We start from the raw sequence: 16,499 nt of genomic DNA, 5'->3' as shown, positions 1-16,499 counted from the left end.
TAAAATAGGTTCTACCAATAGTGTAAAGTTTTTCTCTTTACTTTTCAATATATGCAGCTTGTTTTTATTTTAATCCTTCAACGATGTCTGATAGTTCACTCCATCTTTCCATCGTTTTTTCTAGCTCTTCTTCTGTTTTTTGCTGTGCTTCAGATAATTCTTGTGCCTTTGTGAAGTCAGATCCAACTTTCGCAAGTTCTTCTCCAATTGACTCAATTTTCTCTTCTAGTTCGGCAATTGTATCTTCAATTGTTTCCCATTCACGCTGCTCCTTGTATGAAAGTTTACGTTTACGTTGTTGTTTCGGAGCTTCTTCTACCACTTTTTTCTCTTTTTGAACTTCCGCCTTCTCAATAAGTTCTTTCGTCTTTTCCATTTCTAAAAAGTCCGTATAACTACCTAGGAATTCACGCACTTCGCCTCCACCACTAAAGATGAACAATTCATCTACTACTTTATCTAAGAAGTAACGGTCATGCGATACAGTTAAAACGACACCTGGGAAATCTTCTAAATAATCTTCCAGTACTGTTAATGTTTGTGTATCTAGATCATTCGTAGGTTCATCCAGTAATAGTACGTTTGGTTCTCCCATTAAAATACGTAATAAATATAAACGTCTTCTTTCCCCACCAGATAGTTTACCAAGCGGTGTACCATGTGAGTGCGTCGGGAATAAGAAACGTTCTAGCATTTGAGATGCACCAATTACTTTTCCATCTGTCGTATGAATAACTTCTGCAATCTCTTTAATGTATTCAATCATACGCTGATTTAAATTCATCTCTTCATTTTCTTGCGTATAATAAGCAACTTTTACAGTTTGTCCTACTTCAACTTCACCACTATCAGGAGCTAACTTGCCTGCAAGCATATTTAATAGAGAAGATTTTCCGCTTCCATTCGCTCCAATGATTCCGATACGATCTCCTGGTTTCACAATATGATTAAAGTTGTGTAATACCGTTTTATCACCGAATTTTTTCGTTACATCTTTTAACTCAAGTACTTTTTTACCGAGGCGACTGCCGCTAAGCGCAATATCAACTGACTGTTTTGCAGCTGGTCCTTCTTGACCTTTTAACTCATCAAATCGTTGAATACGTGCTTTTTGCTTTGTCGAACGAGCTTTTGCACCGCGGCGGATCCATGCTAGTTCGCGGCGATATAAGTTTTGACGTTTTGATTCTTGCGCAATTTCTTGTTCTTCACGAAGTGCTTTCGCTTCTAAAAATGTACTATAGTTTCCTTCGTAACTATATAGTTTACCATTGTCTAATTCAAAAATACGGTTTGTCACACGATCTAAGAAATAACGATCATGGGTTACAAGTAATACCGCACCATTATATCTTGCTAAATATTCTTCCAACCATTCAACTGTCTCATGGTCAAGATGGTTCGTAGGCTCATCCAAAATTAATAAATCAGGTGTTTCAATAAAACATTGCGCCATTGCAATACGCTTTTTTTGTCCACCAGATAGGTTTCCAACAGTTGCTGTAAAATCAGTAATTCCTAATTTCGTTAATAACGATTTTGCATTCGCATTTGCTTCCCATGCACTCATCGCATCCATACGTTGCTGCACTGCAAATAATTGTTCCTGTACTTTTTCATTACTTGGATCTTTTTCGATATTTAATAACGATTGTTCATAATCACGAAGAAGACGAATTAAAGGTGTATCACCATGGAACACTTGCTCTAATACTGTTAGTTTTTCATCAAACTCTGGTTGCTGTGATAAATAACTAATTGTATACCCACGGGAATGCGTCATATCACCTGTATCAGGAGTTTCTAACCCTGCAATAATTTTTAATAATGTCGATTTACCAGTACCGTTTACACCAATAATTCCGACACGTTGTCCTTCTGTAATACTACATGATAATCCATCAAATAACGGTTTTTCTCCGTATGATTTCGATAAGTTTTCCACAGTTAACATTTTCATATTTGTGCATTCCACTCTTTCATAAATTGTTCAATAAACTGTTCCATATAACGATGACGAACTTCAGCCTCTTGCTTTGCTGCGTTCGTGTTCATTAAGTCTTTTAGTTTCAAAAGTTTTTCATAAAAATGATTTAAAGATGGATCGTTATTTTTTCTATATTCATCTTTCGTCATCACTTCACGTGGAGGAATAGTTGGATCATACATTAATCTCCCTTTCGCTCCACCATACGCAAATGTGCGAGCTATTCCAATTGCTCCAAGAGCGTCTAAGCGATCCGCATCTTGAACAAGCTTCCCTTCAAGTGAATCCACTTTACCGCCATGACCACCTTTATAAGACATATTGGCAATGATATGAAGAACATGTTTACTTTCCTCTGCTTCAACATGTAACTCTTCTAACCAATCAGAAACTTTTTTCATTCCTGCTTCTTCACTTTCATTTAACTTCTCATCTGCCACATCGTGAAGTAATGCTGCCATTTCAATTATAAAACGATTTCCCCCTTCTTGCTCGGATAAAGAAATCGCCAGTTTATGTACGCGTTCAATATGATACCAATCATGCCCACTCGCATCTTTTTCTAAAATATGTTTTACAAAAGTAATTGTTTTTTGAATCTTTTCTTGTTTTGTCATTTTATCTTCACCCAGTTACTTATTGTAACACGCCCGCATTTTTTCATCACATATTTTCTTGTCCGCCCATACACTGGGTGGTAGGCATCATCATGAAGGAGGAATAAATATGTTCTATAATAACCAACCGCCTTATCCACAACAACCATTTTACCCTCAGCAACAGGACCAAAGATACACACAACAATATGAAAAACAAGAACAACAATATGAAGAACAAGAACAACAATATGAACAAAATCCATACGCAACACCACAAAATCAAGAAGCTAATTATCAACAAAACGCATACGAAACACGTCCTAATTATGAATATCCTCAAAACCCATATGCAGCACCACAAGATCAAGAACAACAATTTCAACAAAATCCATACGCAACAACGCAAAATCATGAAACTGAATATCAACAAAACTTATACGACACACGTCCTAATTATGAATACCCGCAAAATCCATATGTAGCACCTCAAAATCAAGAACAACAATTTCAACAAAATCCATACACAACTCAGCCGCAAATGTATCAACCAAACTATGACGCGCGTGTTTCACCACCGGCACCTCAAACGATCGATCCAACACAACCACAAATTTTGCCACCAGGACCAACACTCGATATTACACAACCTCAAATCTTACCCCCTGGACCAATTACAGAACCAACACAACAACAAATCCAGCAAGTTGTCGGTACACAGTTTTTACCTTTAAAGAAACCTGTACTAGATTTCGTAAAACCTTGGGTAGATTACGGTTTAAATGAAGCAAAACATACATCACACAAACACGCTTTAACAGAAGTTGCTGCGATTATGTTTTTAGTTGGGAAAGGATTCAACCCGACGATTGCACATTATATTGTGGAATCTTGGGAGAAGAATGAGCAGTTTTAGGGGTTTTTATTCTCACAAAACTATAAAAGTGTCACAAATGCCTATTTCATAAGCATTTGTGACACTTTTTGTTTGTTATGTTAAATATCATTTCAATACTGAATTACTGCAGTTACCTTTTCCTTCTAGGACCTACAATTAATTTAATTGCCGTTCTTTCTTGATCATTAATAGTAACCTCTTGAAATGCTGGAACAAAGGCCAAATCAATACCACTTGGAGCAACAAATCCTCTTGCGATTGCAATTGCTTTAATCGCTTGATTTATAGAACCCGCCCCAATCGCTTGAATTTCCACATTGCCACTTGTTCTTAGTACACCAGCTATTGCACCTGCTACTGAATTTGGTTTTGATTTTGAAGATACTTTTAATATATTTTCCATGTAAGTTGCTCCCTCTATTATTTAATCGCTCTTTTGTTACGGTTTAAAATATTTCAACGTATCTTTTACTACTATTCACACCAAAAGCAAACAATGCTACATATGTACATTCATTCGATACTTTTCGTCTTCTTCCTGCCCCACTACGTAAATAAAAGAAAACAACCATAAACTCTAATATACAAACATTTAAAAAATAGACATTCACTTAAACGATCACATCATTGCAACTGAGGCTACTGGTTTTATTTTTACATGTGAAATTAAAATAAGCATTCCCACTATACTTTAACATTTCAAGATATTCCACTGATATTTTTACCAAATCATTAACCTTTTCTTCTTCAAAAATTGTTACAACTACTATTCTATTACTATATTTCATCGTATTAGCACTTTATACTCCAAATCTATCACCTTTTATATAAGACAAGCATAAAATACTATGAGTATACACTTCATTCATAATAGGGGGTAATATATTGGGTTCATACTATCATTCTTCAAACTCCAATAAAAAATGTTCATGCAACTCTTCTTCCAGCTCATATAAAAAATGTTCATGTAACTCTTCTTCAAGTTCCTATAAAAAATGTTCATGCGACCATTCACATAAAAAAAGCTGTCCAGCATACGGCACTTTTTGGCAAACTGAGTTTATAACTGTTCCTTTTGGAGATCCTTTTCCATTTAATCACGTTGGCCCTATAGCAGGAGGAGTTTCCTTACTAAATCCTACTACTATACAAATTAGTCAAACTGGTGATTATAGAGTTTCTTTCATTTCAACTATTAACACTAATTCAAATCCTGTCTTTCCACATATTCCAGTCATGACTATATTTTTAAATAATAATCCACTTGCTAATAGTCAAGGTGATTTCGCTTTCCAAATGAATACTTCATCAAATAACGAATGTCTTCAACTAGCAGGCGAAACAATTGTTACAGTGACAGCTAATTCCACTCTTCAACTGAAAAATAATAGTGGTTTTAATCGTCAAAGTATTACAACTTGTGATAATGGTATTAATTCCGTTGAATTAACAGTTATAAAACTAAGTTAATAATCCTCTTCACATTCAGATGCTATTTCAGCATCTTTTTTATTGAATAATGTTCTTTTGATTCCTATAATCAAACATAAATTCCATTGTACGTTTCTGTTAATCTAATAAACATGAAAAAAGTACCGAACTCTTCTACTACAAAAGTTCGGTACTTTTTATATTAAAAACTTCTCATTCTTTCTTACTTCTCCACATAAACCGACTTAACAATTGTACGATTATACGGTTGTCCTTCTTTATTCATCCCTTTTATATCCATCGTAATGTTGTATACTCCTGGTTGCTTTATGTCCTTCAAAGTACCAGTAAATGTAGTATTATTAACATTTTGTAATTCATTATATTCAGAGACTAGTTTCCCTTCTTTATTAACTACTCTTACTGTTATGGAAAGATCCCCTTTCATTTCAGGTGCTACAGGTGATTTTTTCAATTTATACTCAGATTTATTCACTTTAACTTTTGTAGGCATTTGGAGAACAAATGGTGCGCCACTATTGTAATCGCTTACAATTAAAAATGCATCTTTCGACTGCTTCGCCATCATTTTAACTTTCCATTCTCCTACATCCATTTTATCAAATTTAAATGTTCTAATTGTCGCACCACCAAAGAAAGATTCACCTTCACCAGTAGTAATAACGCTATCCTTATTTGTATACATTTTTCCTTTTGGAGATATCATTTGTACTTCTACATCAGAAGACGCTGTTAAGATAGAAACTATTCCTTCAGCTTTTTTATCAACCGTAACGGTTTGCTCTATCCACTGATTTTGTGGCAATTCTCCTCCTAAAATGTTTTGATTTGAAGTTGTATTTAGTTGTTCTATATTTTCATTTGAACTAGTGCTGGATGCTACTAAAGCTGGTACAGCTACATTTGATGTACGTAAATATGGTTCAATTCGAGAGAAAACAGCAGATCCTTTTCTTATATTATCATGATCAAATCTGGAATCTGTAAATAAATGCGTTCCATACGGTAACTTAGCACTCCACTCATTTACTAGTCCATCATTTGAACCGTATGATGACAAATAGAACCCGCCCATAGATAACGCAGAAAATACTGGTCCCCAGCTAGTACCGGTAACCGTATAGTAACGGTTTAATTTAGCTGCTGGATTATTATCAATCGTTGAACGAAATTTTGCCATTTCCCCCATTTGTAATGAGTACGTACCATCATCTTTTTGACCTAATATAGAAGCAAGCCATCCTGCCCACCAACTATATGATAAATCCGCCAAGTTTGATCCATGATGTGGCGTCGCAAGCGTTATAACATTTCCAACAAATCGATTTGCACCATATCCTACTAATGCAGCCTGTGTATCGATACCGCCTTTACTATGTGCTACAATATTAACTTTTTTACCGAAGTGATTATATATTTCTTCTAATTTTTGTGCTAACAATTTTCCGTTATCCCACTGACTAGCTGACCCTTTCCCAGCAGCATCATATAATTGGATAAATACTGTTTGATAACCTGCTTTTAAAGCATAGTCATACATATCATTTATATCGTGATACACTGTCTTTCCATACCAACTATCAGCATTCCCATTCCTTCCTTGTACAAAAAGAATTGGAGGCTTATTCTCATCGTAATTAGCAGGTTTTTGACCTAAAAACCATTCTCCAGGTGTAAATACTTCTGTATCAGGAAATCCCTTTCCAAGCTCTTTTACAACTTCTGCTCGCACATTTGTGCTAATCATTGGAACCATGATAAAAAATACAATTAGTAAGGCAACACATCTTCTCATCAATCGCATGTTACTCCCCCCACTTTTTTTGAAAGAAGGTGCTCTTTGTAATTTTTTTTATCTTCTCTCTTAATACTAGATAATCTTTTTACTTAAACAAGATCTTGTCCCTATTCTCAAGAGATTACTAGTACCCCTTCTTCCTTAACACACGTTATTCTCTTTGATTCAATCTCTTCCTTTTGAGAGAGCGCTACAAAAAAGTTTCTCAACAATTGTTAACTTTACTGAATCCAAATATCCTCCAATTATTATTGTTTATATAAAGCATACAAATCTTGAAAAAACTTTAGTAAAAAAACACTTTATTACCAGCTAATTATAAAAAAGTTAATGAAGATATGTACTTTTATTTAATTAAATACAAACTAAACAAAATAGAGGCTTATACTATAAGACTTTCCTAACATTAAAAATTAAACTGAAATTTCAGAATAGAAAATAACATTTCCAGAAACATATATTATGATAATTTCTGCAGACTTGAATTAAACTTTTAGAAGTACTAACCTAGCGATGAGCAGAAGAAAATTCTGTAACAAGAAAGGAGAATGCTTTATGATGACCAAGTTACAAAAGGAGTTTTTTAAACGATTAAAAATTCCTGCAGAAGAAGTAACATTTGATGATTTAGATGAAATCCTCTTAAAAATGGGATTGATTCTGCCCTATGAAAATCTTGATATTATGGCTGGTACTTTTAAAGACATCTCAAAAAAGAACTTAGTAGAAAAGTTACTTATTCAAAAACGAGGCGGTCTTTGTTATGAATTAAACTCCTTATTGTATTACTTTTTAATTGATTGTGGATTTCAAGTATATAAAGTAGCTGGTACTGTTTATGACCTTTATGATAATAAATGGAAACCCGATGATGGTCATGTCATTATCATATTAAATCATAATAATAAAGATTATGTTATAGATGCCGGTTTTGCCTCTCATCTACCTTTACATCCAGTCCCTTTTAACGGAGAAGTCATCTCTTCTCAAACGGGTGAATATCGAATTCGCAAACGAACTACCCGAAAAGGTACACACATTTTAGAAATGAGAAAAGGAGCTAACGGGGAATCTACAAATTTCTTGCAATCTGAACCTTCACATGAATGGAAAATAGGCTATGCCTTTACTTTAGATCCAATAGATGAGAAAAAGGTGAATAACATTCAAAAAGTGATTGTAGAACATAAAGAATCTCCTTTTAATAAAGGAGCTATCACTTGTAAATTAACTGATTATGGTCACGTATCATTAACAAATAAAAATTATACAGAAACCTTTAAAGGCATCAAAAATAAACGTCCAATAGAATCAAAAGATTATGCTCGCATTCTTCATGAATCTTTTGGAATAACGCAAGTGAAATATGTAGGAAAAACACTAGAAAGAGGCTAGTTGACTAGAAGTATTTCATAATAAAGCAGATTCCATATTTAGAATCTGCTTTATTTTATATTTTGTTATAAAGAAATTTGTTTTGCTCTTATCCTTTAATTTTCAATCATATACTCATCATCATATTTATCGTATTGGAGCCCTGATCCTATTTTTGATTCCGTTACTTGATCTCTTAAAAACGGTGCAGCTTCCATTTTGCTAGTTGCAATTTCAATTCCATATTTTTTCGTTAAATGAGCTAATTCTATTAAAAACCACTCTCTTCGCAATGTAACTGGAATATCAAATGTTCTTCTTTTCATATATAATAGCACCTCTTTAATTTCATAACTTAATGAACATCATTACATGCACGTGTGAAAACTACCTTTCATCACTAACATCCAATGAAACATTATAGTATATGCATGTCCATTTTAAACGTGCTATTACAAAACAATATTTTAGTTTACATAATCATATTATGTAATAGTAGAAGAGAAAGGTATATCCCTTCCCTTCTACTCTAGAAATTTAAATTAAGAACATCTTGGTACACCTAAAGCTAAGAATAAACCTGCTACTCCCGCAGTAATCGGTACTTTTAACGTAATAACATCGTCTACTTTCGTTACTAAAAAGAAAGCATTACCTTCTTGTAATATGCAAGTTACCAATAATTGAAATTCCATTTAAACCCCCTCCTTTCAATCGATATATTATACTTTATGAATTCTCTTTAAAAACGTAATAGGAAATATATCTATTTTTCTTTATATATAAAATAAATGTTTATAAGTCTATTAAAAATACTAATTTTCTAAATTTATATAAATCGTGTAATATCCAATAAGTTCCTATATAATCAATAGTGAAAATCTTACAAATAGAGGTATAAAAATGGCGATTTTGAGTAATATTGGTGCAGCTTTATTTTTTATTGCTTTTATTCTTTTAATTTTATGTATCATTTCAATCTTTAAGAAAAATGGAAAAGCAAAACAATATGGTCGTCCTGCCGTTATTCTTTTTATGATTTCGATTGTATTCATAATAACTAGTGCTGAGACTTCTAATAACCCCATTGTTGAATTCTTTTCTATTTTAAGTTTTGTTTTATTTGTTTTCTTCCTTGTGTTAGCAATCTTATCCGTAATTAAAAAGACAGGTGTAGCAAAAAAACAATTTATTATCACTGCTATTTTATTTGTCATTTTTGTTGCATTATCAAGTATTTCAGCTCCTTCTTCTGAAAAGACGACAGCAACAAATAAACAAGTCGCTTCTAATAATGCAGAGAAAAAAGATGATAAAAAGAAAGAAGCGGACGAGAAAACTCAAAAGCAAGAAGATGAGAAGCGTCTAGCCGATGAACAAGCTCGTAAGCAAGAGGATGAAAAACGCCAAGCCGAAGAGCAAGCTCGCAAACAACAAGAAGAACAAAAACGTCTAGCTGATGAACAAGCTCGTAAACAACAAGAAGAACAAAAACGTCTAGCTGATGAACAAGCTCGTAAACAACAAGAAGAGCAAAAACGCCAAGCTGATGAACAAGCTCGTAAACAACAAGAAGAACAAAAACGTCAGGCTGATGAGCAAGCTCGTAAACAACAAGAGGAACAAAAACGCCAAGCTGATGAGCAAGCTCGCAAACAACAAGAGGAACAAAAAAAAGCACAGCAAGCTCAAACACAACCAGCTGCAAGTAACAATAGTAATGTAACTTACAAAAATTGTACTGAAGTTAAAAATGCTGGAAAAGCTCCATTATATAAAGACCAACCAGGTTATAGCTCTAAACTTGATCGTGATGGTGATGGAGTTGCATGTGAAAAATAGTAATAAAAAAGAAGCTTCTAGTAAGCTTCTTTTTTTATCAAATAGTATTGCGACTAATTACCTCCTCTCTCTTCCGTTTATAACACTCCTATTATTCTCAAAACTGACACATTATAAGTGATTTCAATCACCACATTGTTTTTCATTTATCGCTATTCTTAATTTAGATATTACATTTAAACTTTATGGAGGCATTCATATGGAACATACATTTACTGAAACTTCAATTGTTGGTGAGATTGTTACACAATTTCCGAAAGCTAGTGATCTTTTTAAATCGTATAGAATAGATTTTTGTTGCGGTGGTAATAAGCCACTTATTGATGCAATTCATGAAAGAAATTTATCAGCTTCTGAAGTAATTACAGAGTTAAATACGCTTTATCATAATACGAAACTATTAAATGAATCTGAAATTGATTGGAAAAATGCTTCTTATCGCGAATTGATTGATTATGTAATTAATAAGCATCATCGTTATTTAAATGAAGAGTTACCGCAGTTAAGTCCATATGTGACGAAAGTATTACGCGTTCATGGAGCAAATCAGCCTCATTTAGCTCAAATTCATAAGCTGTTTCATGAACTTAAAATGGAATTAGAACAGCATTTAATTAAAGAAGAAACAGAAGATTTTCCATTAATTTTAGAATTTGAACAAAATCCAACTGATGAAAACTATGCAAAATTACGTAAAGTAGTAGATGAACTAGAAAATGAGCACAATCATGCCGGAAATATTATAAAAGAACTTCGTAAAGTGACAAATGACTTTACTCCTCCAGAAGGAGCTTGCGGCACTTATCGACTTGTTTATCAACGTCTTGAAGCGCTAGAGTCTAATTTATTTGAGCATATTCATTTAGAAAATAATATTTTATTTCCACGTGCAATTACGAGAGCATAAATAAAAGCAGGACATGAGTATTTCTACTCATGTCCTGCTTTTTCATTACGTGAATAACATCCACACTTCTCCCCTTCACATTAACCCGAATTTTAATAATTTGTGAATCATTATAGAAATGTGATAAATATCACATCTCCCGCTTTTTTGATTTTCTATAATAGAAATATAATCCTTTGTTCAACATTTCACATAAAAAGGGGAAACGAAAATGAAAAAACGTTTAGTTATGATCGGAAATGGTATGGCTGGCATACGCTGTATGGAAGAAATATTAAAACATGATAGTGATTCATATGAGATTACTATTTTTGGAGATGAACCGCATCCAAACTACAACCGTATTATGCTCTCTCATGTTTTACAAGGCAAAACAAATATGCAAGATATCATTATGAATGAATATAGTTGGTACGAAGAAAACGAAATAACTTTATACACAAACGAAAGAGTTCAAAGTATTAACCGAGAAGAAAAAATTATCATTACAGAAAAGAATCGTACTCTTACATATGACAAGCTCATTATTGCAACAGGTTCTAGTGCTTTTATTTTACCTGTTGAAGGTTCCACTCTTCCTGGTGTAACAGGATTTCGAACTATTGAAGATACACAATTTATGATAGATACCGCTAAAGAAAAGAAAAAGGCCGTTGTCATTGGTGGCGGGTTACTCGGTTTAGAAGCCGCAAGAGGTCTAATTGACTTAGGAATGGACGTGCATGTTGTTCATTTAATGCCAAACTTAATGGAGCAACAACTAGATACGAAAGCAGCTTCTTTATTGCGTGAAGATTTAGAAGCGCAAGGCATGAAGTTTTTAATGGAAAAGAAAACTGTAAAAATTCTTGGTACAGACTATGTTGCTGGCATTCAATTTGAAGATGGTGAAGTTGTAGATTGTGATTTAATCGTAATGGCTGTCGGAATACGACCAAATACGAAAATAGCCAGAGATGCTGGTCTCATTGTCAATCGCGGCATTGTAGTCAATGACTATATGCTAACAAATGATGAAGCCATTTATGCAGTTGGCGAATGCGCAGAACATGATGGTATCGCATATGGACTTGTTGCCCCTCTTTATGAACAAGGCACAATATTAGCAAAACATATAACGAATTTACAAACGAATGGATATATGGGCAGTATCGTTGGTACGCAATTAAAAGTTGCTGGTTGTGATTTATTCTCTGCTGGCCAAATTTATGAAGATGATCAAACGAAAGCAATTTCAATCTTTGATGAATGTAAACGTTCCTATAAAAAAGTATTAATTCGTGATAATAAAGTCGTCGGTATCGTTTTATATGGTGACACAGCTGACGGTACACGCCTCTTTAGCATGTTAAAGAAAGAAGAAGATATACAAGAATATACAGCCGCTTCCCTTCTTCACAAAGCTGGTGAAGAAAGTGAACTTGACGTTGCTACAATGAGTGCAGATGACACGATTTGTGGATGTAATGGTGTTACGAAAGGTACAATCGTTCATGCCATTTTAGAGCAAGAGTTAACTACTTTTGAAGAAGTAAAAGGATGCACGAAAGCCGCAGGATCTTGTGGTAAATGTCGTCCGCTTGTGGAGCAAGTTTTATCTCATACACTCGGAGATGCTTTTGATGCTTCCGCGCAGTCTGCTGGTATGTGCGGATGTACAACTTTATCACGTGATGAAGTCGTAGCCGCCATTCACGAGAAAGGTTTAAAATCTCCAAAAGAAGTACGAAATGTTCTTCGTTTTGTACATGAAGATGGCTGTTCAAAATGTCGCCCTGCTTTAAATTACTACTTACGGATGGCGATTCCAGAAGAATATGAAGATGATAAAGCGTCCCGTTTCGTTAATGAAAGAATGAACGGGAACATTCAGCACGATGGTACATTCTCTGTTATTCCACGTATGTACGGTGGTGTTACAACAGCAGATGATTTAATGAAAATTGCTGAAGTTGCGAAAAAGTACGATGTTCCTCTTGTGAAAATTACAGGTGCGAGCCGAATCGGCTTATATGGTGTTAAAAAACAAGATTTACCTAACGTATGGGCTGACTTACATATGACTTCGGGATATGCGTATTCAAAATCGCTTCGTAATGTAAAATCATGTGTTGGTTCTCGCTTCTGCCGTTTCGGCACGAAAGATTCATTAGGACTTGGTATGTTACTTGAACAATCATTAGAAATGGTAGATACACCCCATAAAATGAAGATGGGAGTAACGGGCTGTCCACGTAACTGTGCGGAAGTACTGACGAAAGATTTTGGCGTTGTATGTGTCGAAAATGGATACCAACTTTATATTGGCGGAAATGGTGGTACAGAAGTACGCGAAGCTGATTTTGTAATGATCGTGCCTACTGAAGATGATGTCCTTCGCATCGCTACAGCTTACATGCAATATTATCGTGAAACTGGTATTTACGGAGAGCGTACTGCTTACTGGACAGAACGTTTAGGCTTCGATCACATAAAAGAAATACTGCAAAATACAAGTATGGTTACTACGCTAAATGAACGCTTCCAAACAGCTCGTAGCACATATACGGAAGCGTGGGGACAAGCACTAGAAATTAAGTCATTAAAAGCGATGTATGAAGTAGAAACTGTGAAATAAGGAGCTGTGATTTAAATGATACAAACGAAAGAAAAAATAAAAGTTATGTGTGCAGAAGACCTTCCTATACAAATCGGTAAAGAGGTGCAAATGAAAGGTATGTCTATCGCCCTATTCCGTCTTTCAAATGGCGATATTCGAGCTGTAGAAAATCGTTGTCCTCATAAAAACGGACCGTTAGCAGAAGGAATTGTATCTGGTGAATTCGTCTTTTGTCCACTGCATGATTGGAAAATTTCATTACTAACAGGTGAAGTTCAAAAACCTGATGACGGTTGTATTCAAACTTATGAAGTAGAAGTTATTAAGGGTGACATTTATATATACATGTAATTTTTAAAAAAGGAAGCCTCCCCCTGGCTTCCTTTTACATAAAAATAGAAGAGGTGCGATTATGAACGGATATGTATATTTAGTTGGTGCAGGACCAGGTGATGAAGGGCTTATTACAAAGAAAGCGATAGATTGTTTAAAGCGTGCAGATATCGTTTTATATGACCGTTTATTAAACCCTTTCTTTCTTAGTTATACAAAAGAAACATGTGAACTTATTTATTGCGGAAAAATGCCAAAGAATCATACTATGCGACAAGAAATGATTAACGCCCACCTCCTTCAATTTGCGAAAGAAGGAAAAATCGTTGTCCGCTTAAAGGGCGGAGATCCATCTATTTTTGGCCGCGTTGGTGAAGAAGCAGAAACTTTAGCAGCAGTGAACGTTCCATATGAAATTGTACCAGGTATTACATCTAGCATCGCCGCTAGTAGCTATGCAGGTATCCCCCTCACCCACCGTAACTACAGTAATAGCGTCACTTTATTAACTGGGCATGCAAAAGGTCCTTTAACCGATCATGGAAAATATAATTCATCTCACAATAGCGACACTATCGCCTACTACATGGGTATAAAAAACTTACCTACAATTTGTGAAACCTTACTACAAGCAGGAAAGAAAGACAATACGCCAGTAGCAGTCATTGAATGGGGTACAACTGGTAAACAACGCGTCGTCACAGGTACACTTTCAAGCATTGTTTCTATCGTCAAAAACGAAAATATTTCTAATCCATCCATGACAATTGTTGGTGATGTCGTTTCCTTACGGGATCAAATCGCTTGGAAAGAACGTAAACCATTGCATGGTAAAAAAGTTTTATTTGCATCCGCAACAAATAAAACAAGTTCAATGGTGCAAAAGTTACAAGAAGCCGGTGCAGAAATATATCAAATTCCAACTTTCAAAAAGGAAGAATACACATTAACATTTGAACAAATCAATGAAATTTTTAACGTTGATCGCCTTGTTTTTTGTTCAGCTGAAAGTGTAGAAATATTGATGCGATCATGTAGTAAACATCAGAAAGATATTCGTTCCTTACAGGCGCAACTGCAATATTTGAACGTTGCCACTCAAGAAAAACTGATGCAATATGGGCTACTAAGTAAACAAGCAGAGTTCTCTTCCGATACTACTATTTATTTAGGACGAAATATTAATCGGATTGCTTTTATTCAAGAGAAAATTGGTGCCGGGTCATATATGATGACTCATGCGTATACAATTGATCATCGTTTCGATGAAGTCCATTCTCGTATGCTTTCTGAATTCTCATGGGATAGCATTGTGTTTGACGGCCGTGCTTCAATTGATACGTTTCTATCAGAAGTAAAGCGCCTTGGCTTTATCGATATTCTTACTCTCCCCTTCTCGTATACCGACATTCCAACTTTACACTATGCGAATAAAGTCGGATTTCATAATGTAGATGAGCAATTACAAGACATGATTATGAAGAAAGATTTGGTGGTACGATGAAAGGAATTGTATATGTTGGACACGGGAGTCGCTTACAAGAAGGGAACGAACAATTCATTCACTTTATTCAATCTGTTATGAAAGAACGTAACGAAAGAATTCAAAAAATAGCTTTTCTAGAGCTAACGACACCTACCATTTCTGATGCAGTTACAGAAGCGATACTGGAGGGATCAACTGAAATAATGATTGTACCTGTTTTATTATTTGCAGCAGCTCACTATAAACGTGATATTCCTTTTCAAATAGAGCAACTACAAAAGAAATATCCACAAATAACATTTTCAGTTGTACCACCTTTTAGTACGCATCCACATATGGTGGAACTTGTAGTGAAAAGAATACGTGAAACTATGCCAATGCAAGATAGTAGTATTTTACTCGTAGGACGAGGTAGCAGTGATCCACAGCCGATACATGAGTTACAACAAATCGGAGCAGCTGTCGAACGAAAACTCGGTATGCAAGTATCGTGCTCCTTTTTAACGAAAGGAGCGCCCTCTTTTACTGCTGAGCTCAAGGCTATAACATCGACTGCGCCCCATGTATATGTCATGCCGTACCTTCTCTTTACCGGATTGTTGCTTCAAAAAATTAAATTGCATACAAAAAAATATGATCACGTTACGACTTGTAACTGCCTTCAGTTTGATACATATATGAAGTTAACATTATTAGAACGAATGGAGGAATGTGTGTATGTATAACATGTACCCTCTTATGTTTAATCTAAATAAAAAAGTGGTCGTTATCATTGGTGGAGGTAAAATCGCATATCGAAAAGCGTCTGGATTAAAAGATACAGGCGCTTTTGTCACCATTATCAGCCCAGAAATTTGCGAGGAATTGAAAGAACTGCCTTATATTACTTGGAAGCAAAAAACTTTTAGTGATGATGATATTAAAGATGCTCATCTTATTTATGCAGCTACAAATCAACATGATATAAATATGATGGTCAAACAAGCCGCACTTGATTTTCAATGGGTTAACGTTGTAAGTGACGGTACAGAATCATCGTTTCACACACCGGGTATCATTCGATATGATGAATATGTTGTAACGATTTCAACCTCAGGTAAAGATCCATCGTTTACAAAGCGTATGAAGCAAGAACTAACATCTATGTTTCCTAAACTTATAAAAAAGCTTTCTCGTACTCACAAATAATAATCTATTTCTTAACTAAAATAGTAATTACCTTTGGAC

The 16,499-nt window shown here is 34.8% G+C and carries 16 protein-coding genes; 10 read left to right on the top strand and 6 right to left on the bottom strand.

The annotated features are described in order from the left end of the window. Nucleotides 1-64: 64 nt before the first annotated feature. Both ILS93_RS18810 and ILS93_RS18805 read right to left on the bottom strand, forming a co-directional pair. A complete protein-coding gene (locus ILS93_RS18810) occupies nucleotides 65-1,960 on the bottom strand; it encodes an ABC-F family ATP-binding cassette domain-containing protein (protein WP_064473952.1) in 1,896 nt (631 codons plus the stop codon). Further along, a complete protein-coding gene (locus tag ILS93_RS18805; protein WP_000165957.1) occupies nucleotides 1,957-2,604 on the bottom strand; it encodes an HD domain-containing protein in 648 nt (215 codons plus the stop codon). The genes ILS93_RS18810 and ILS93_RS18805 overlap by 4 nt, the downstream gene beginning before the upstream one ends. 109 nt (nucleotides 2,605-2,713) lie before the next feature. On the opposite strand from ILS93_RS18805, the gene ILS93_RS18800 reads away from it, so the two are divergent. Then, nucleotides 2,714-3,499: a hypothetical protein gene (locus tag ILS93_RS18800; protein WP_222661100.1), complete on the top strand. Its 786-nt coding sequence runs from the start codon at nucleotides 2,714-2,716 to the stop codon at nucleotides 3,497-3,499. Between the two features lie 112 nt (nucleotides 3,500-3,611). On the opposite strand, the gene spoVS is transcribed toward ILS93_RS18800, so the two are convergent. Next, nucleotides 3,612-3,884, bottom strand: a complete 273-nt coding sequence (gene spoVS / locus ILS93_RS18795; RefSeq protein ID WP_000427790.1) for a stage V sporulation protein SpoVS — start codon at nucleotides 3,882-3,884, stop codon at nucleotides 3,612-3,614. A 482-nt stretch (nucleotides 3,885-4,366) separates the two neighbouring features. Between spoVS and ILS93_RS18790 the strand changes: the two genes are divergently transcribed. Beyond that, nucleotides 4,367-4,951 carry a preprotein translocase gene (locus ILS93_RS18790; RefSeq protein ID WP_103654999.1) on the top strand — a complete coding sequence of 195 codons (585 nt, stop codon included), beginning with the start codon at nucleotides 4,367-4,369 and terminating at the stop codon, nucleotides 4,949-4,951. A gap of 184 nt (nucleotides 4,952-5,135) precedes the next feature. On the opposite strand, the gene ILS93_RS18785 is transcribed toward ILS93_RS18790, so the two are convergent. After that, nucleotides 5,136-6,737 carry an esterase/lipase family protein gene (locus ILS93_RS18785; protein WP_222661098.1) on the bottom strand — a complete coding sequence of 534 codons (1,602 nt, stop codon included), beginning with the start codon at nucleotides 6,735-6,737 and terminating at the stop codon, nucleotides 5,136-5,138. Nucleotides 6,738-7,286: 549 nt separating this feature from the next. Between ILS93_RS18785 and ILS93_RS18780 the strand changes: the two genes are divergently transcribed. Further along, a complete protein-coding gene (locus ILS93_RS18780; protein ID WP_088046625.1) occupies nucleotides 7,287-8,126 on the top strand; it encodes an arylamine N-acetyltransferase family protein in 840 nt (279 codons plus the stop codon). A 95-nt stretch (nucleotides 8,127-8,221) separates the two neighbouring features. Here ILS93_RS18780 and ILS93_RS18775 read toward each other — a convergent pair whose 3' ends face one another. Together ILS93_RS18775 and exsG are read right to left on the bottom strand one after the other, a co-directional pair. Next, nucleotides 8,222-8,431 (bottom strand): hypothetical protein, encoded by a 210-nt coding sequence (locus ILS93_RS18775; protein ID WP_000830254.1) that lies wholly within the window; start codon nucleotides 8,429-8,431, stop codon nucleotides 8,222-8,224. A 216-nt stretch (nucleotides 8,432-8,647) separates the two neighbouring features. Next, the gene (gene exsG / locus ILS93_RS18770; RefSeq protein WP_000395678.1) at nucleotides 8,648-8,800 is read right to left on the bottom strand and encodes an exosporium protein ExsG; all 153 of its coding nucleotides are present in this window, start codon (nucleotides 8,798-8,800) and stop codon (nucleotides 8,648-8,650) included. A 208-nt stretch (nucleotides 8,801-9,008) separates the two neighbouring features. On the opposite strand from exsG, the gene ILS93_RS18765 reads away from it, so the two are divergent. The 7 genes from ILS93_RS18765 to ILS93_RS18735 all read left to right on the top strand — a co-directional run bounded on the left by ILS93_RS18765 (nucleotide 9,009) and on the right by ILS93_RS18735 (nucleotide 16,460). Next, nucleotides 9,009-9,947, top strand: a complete 939-nt coding sequence (locus ILS93_RS18765) for an excalibur calcium-binding domain-containing protein (protein ID WP_088046624.1) — start codon at nucleotides 9,009-9,011, stop codon at nucleotides 9,945-9,947. Nucleotides 9,948-10,146: 199 nt separating this feature from the next. Continuing rightward, on the top strand, nucleotides 10,147-10,854 hold the full coding sequence (gene ric / locus ILS93_RS18760; protein WP_222661096.1) for an iron-sulfur cluster repair di-iron protein: 708 nt from the start codon (nucleotides 10,147-10,149) through the stop codon (nucleotides 10,852-10,854). A gap of 211 nt (nucleotides 10,855-11,065) precedes the next feature. After that, nucleotides 11,066-13,471: an NADPH-nitrite reductase large subunit gene (gene nirB, locus ILS93_RS18755; protein WP_222661093.1), complete on the top strand. Its 2,406-nt coding sequence runs from the start codon at nucleotides 11,066-11,068 to the stop codon at nucleotides 13,469-13,471. A gap of 15 nt (nucleotides 13,472-13,486) precedes the next feature. Further along, nucleotides 13,487-13,804: a nitrite reductase small subunit NirD gene (nirD, locus tag ILS93_RS18750; RefSeq protein ID WP_064473966.1), complete on the top strand. Its 318-nt coding sequence runs from the start codon at nucleotides 13,487-13,489 to the stop codon at nucleotides 13,802-13,804. Between the two features lie 61 nt (nucleotides 13,805-13,865). Then, entirely contained in the window at nucleotides 13,866-15,290 is a 1,425-nt protein-coding gene (locus tag ILS93_RS18745; RefSeq protein WP_088046621.1) for a uroporphyrin-III C-methyltransferase, read from the top strand. Further along, nucleotides 15,287-15,997 (top strand): sirohydrochlorin chelatase, encoded by a 711-nt coding sequence (locus tag ILS93_RS18740; protein ID WP_222661090.1) that lies wholly within the window; start codon nucleotides 15,287-15,289, stop codon nucleotides 15,995-15,997. The genes ILS93_RS18745 and ILS93_RS18740 overlap by 4 nt, the downstream gene beginning before the upstream one ends. Next, on the top strand, nucleotides 15,990-16,460 hold the full coding sequence (locus tag ILS93_RS18735) for a precorrin-2 dehydrogenase (RefSeq protein WP_064473969.1): 471 nt from the start codon (nucleotides 15,990-15,992) through the stop codon (nucleotides 16,458-16,460). The genes ILS93_RS18740 and ILS93_RS18735 overlap by 8 nt, the downstream gene beginning before the upstream one ends. The last annotated feature ends 39 nt before the right edge of the window (nucleotides 16,461-16,499 follow it).

This window comes from Bacillus sp. 16GRE42, assembly GCF_019837435.1.
GTDB classification, from domain to species: Bacteria; Bacillota; Bacilli; order Bacillales; family Bacillaceae_G; genus Bacillus_A; species Bacillus_A wiedmannii.
The sequence above is the reverse complement of the archived record's forward strand: the minus strand, read 5'-3'. Positions and strand labels throughout refer to the sequence as shown.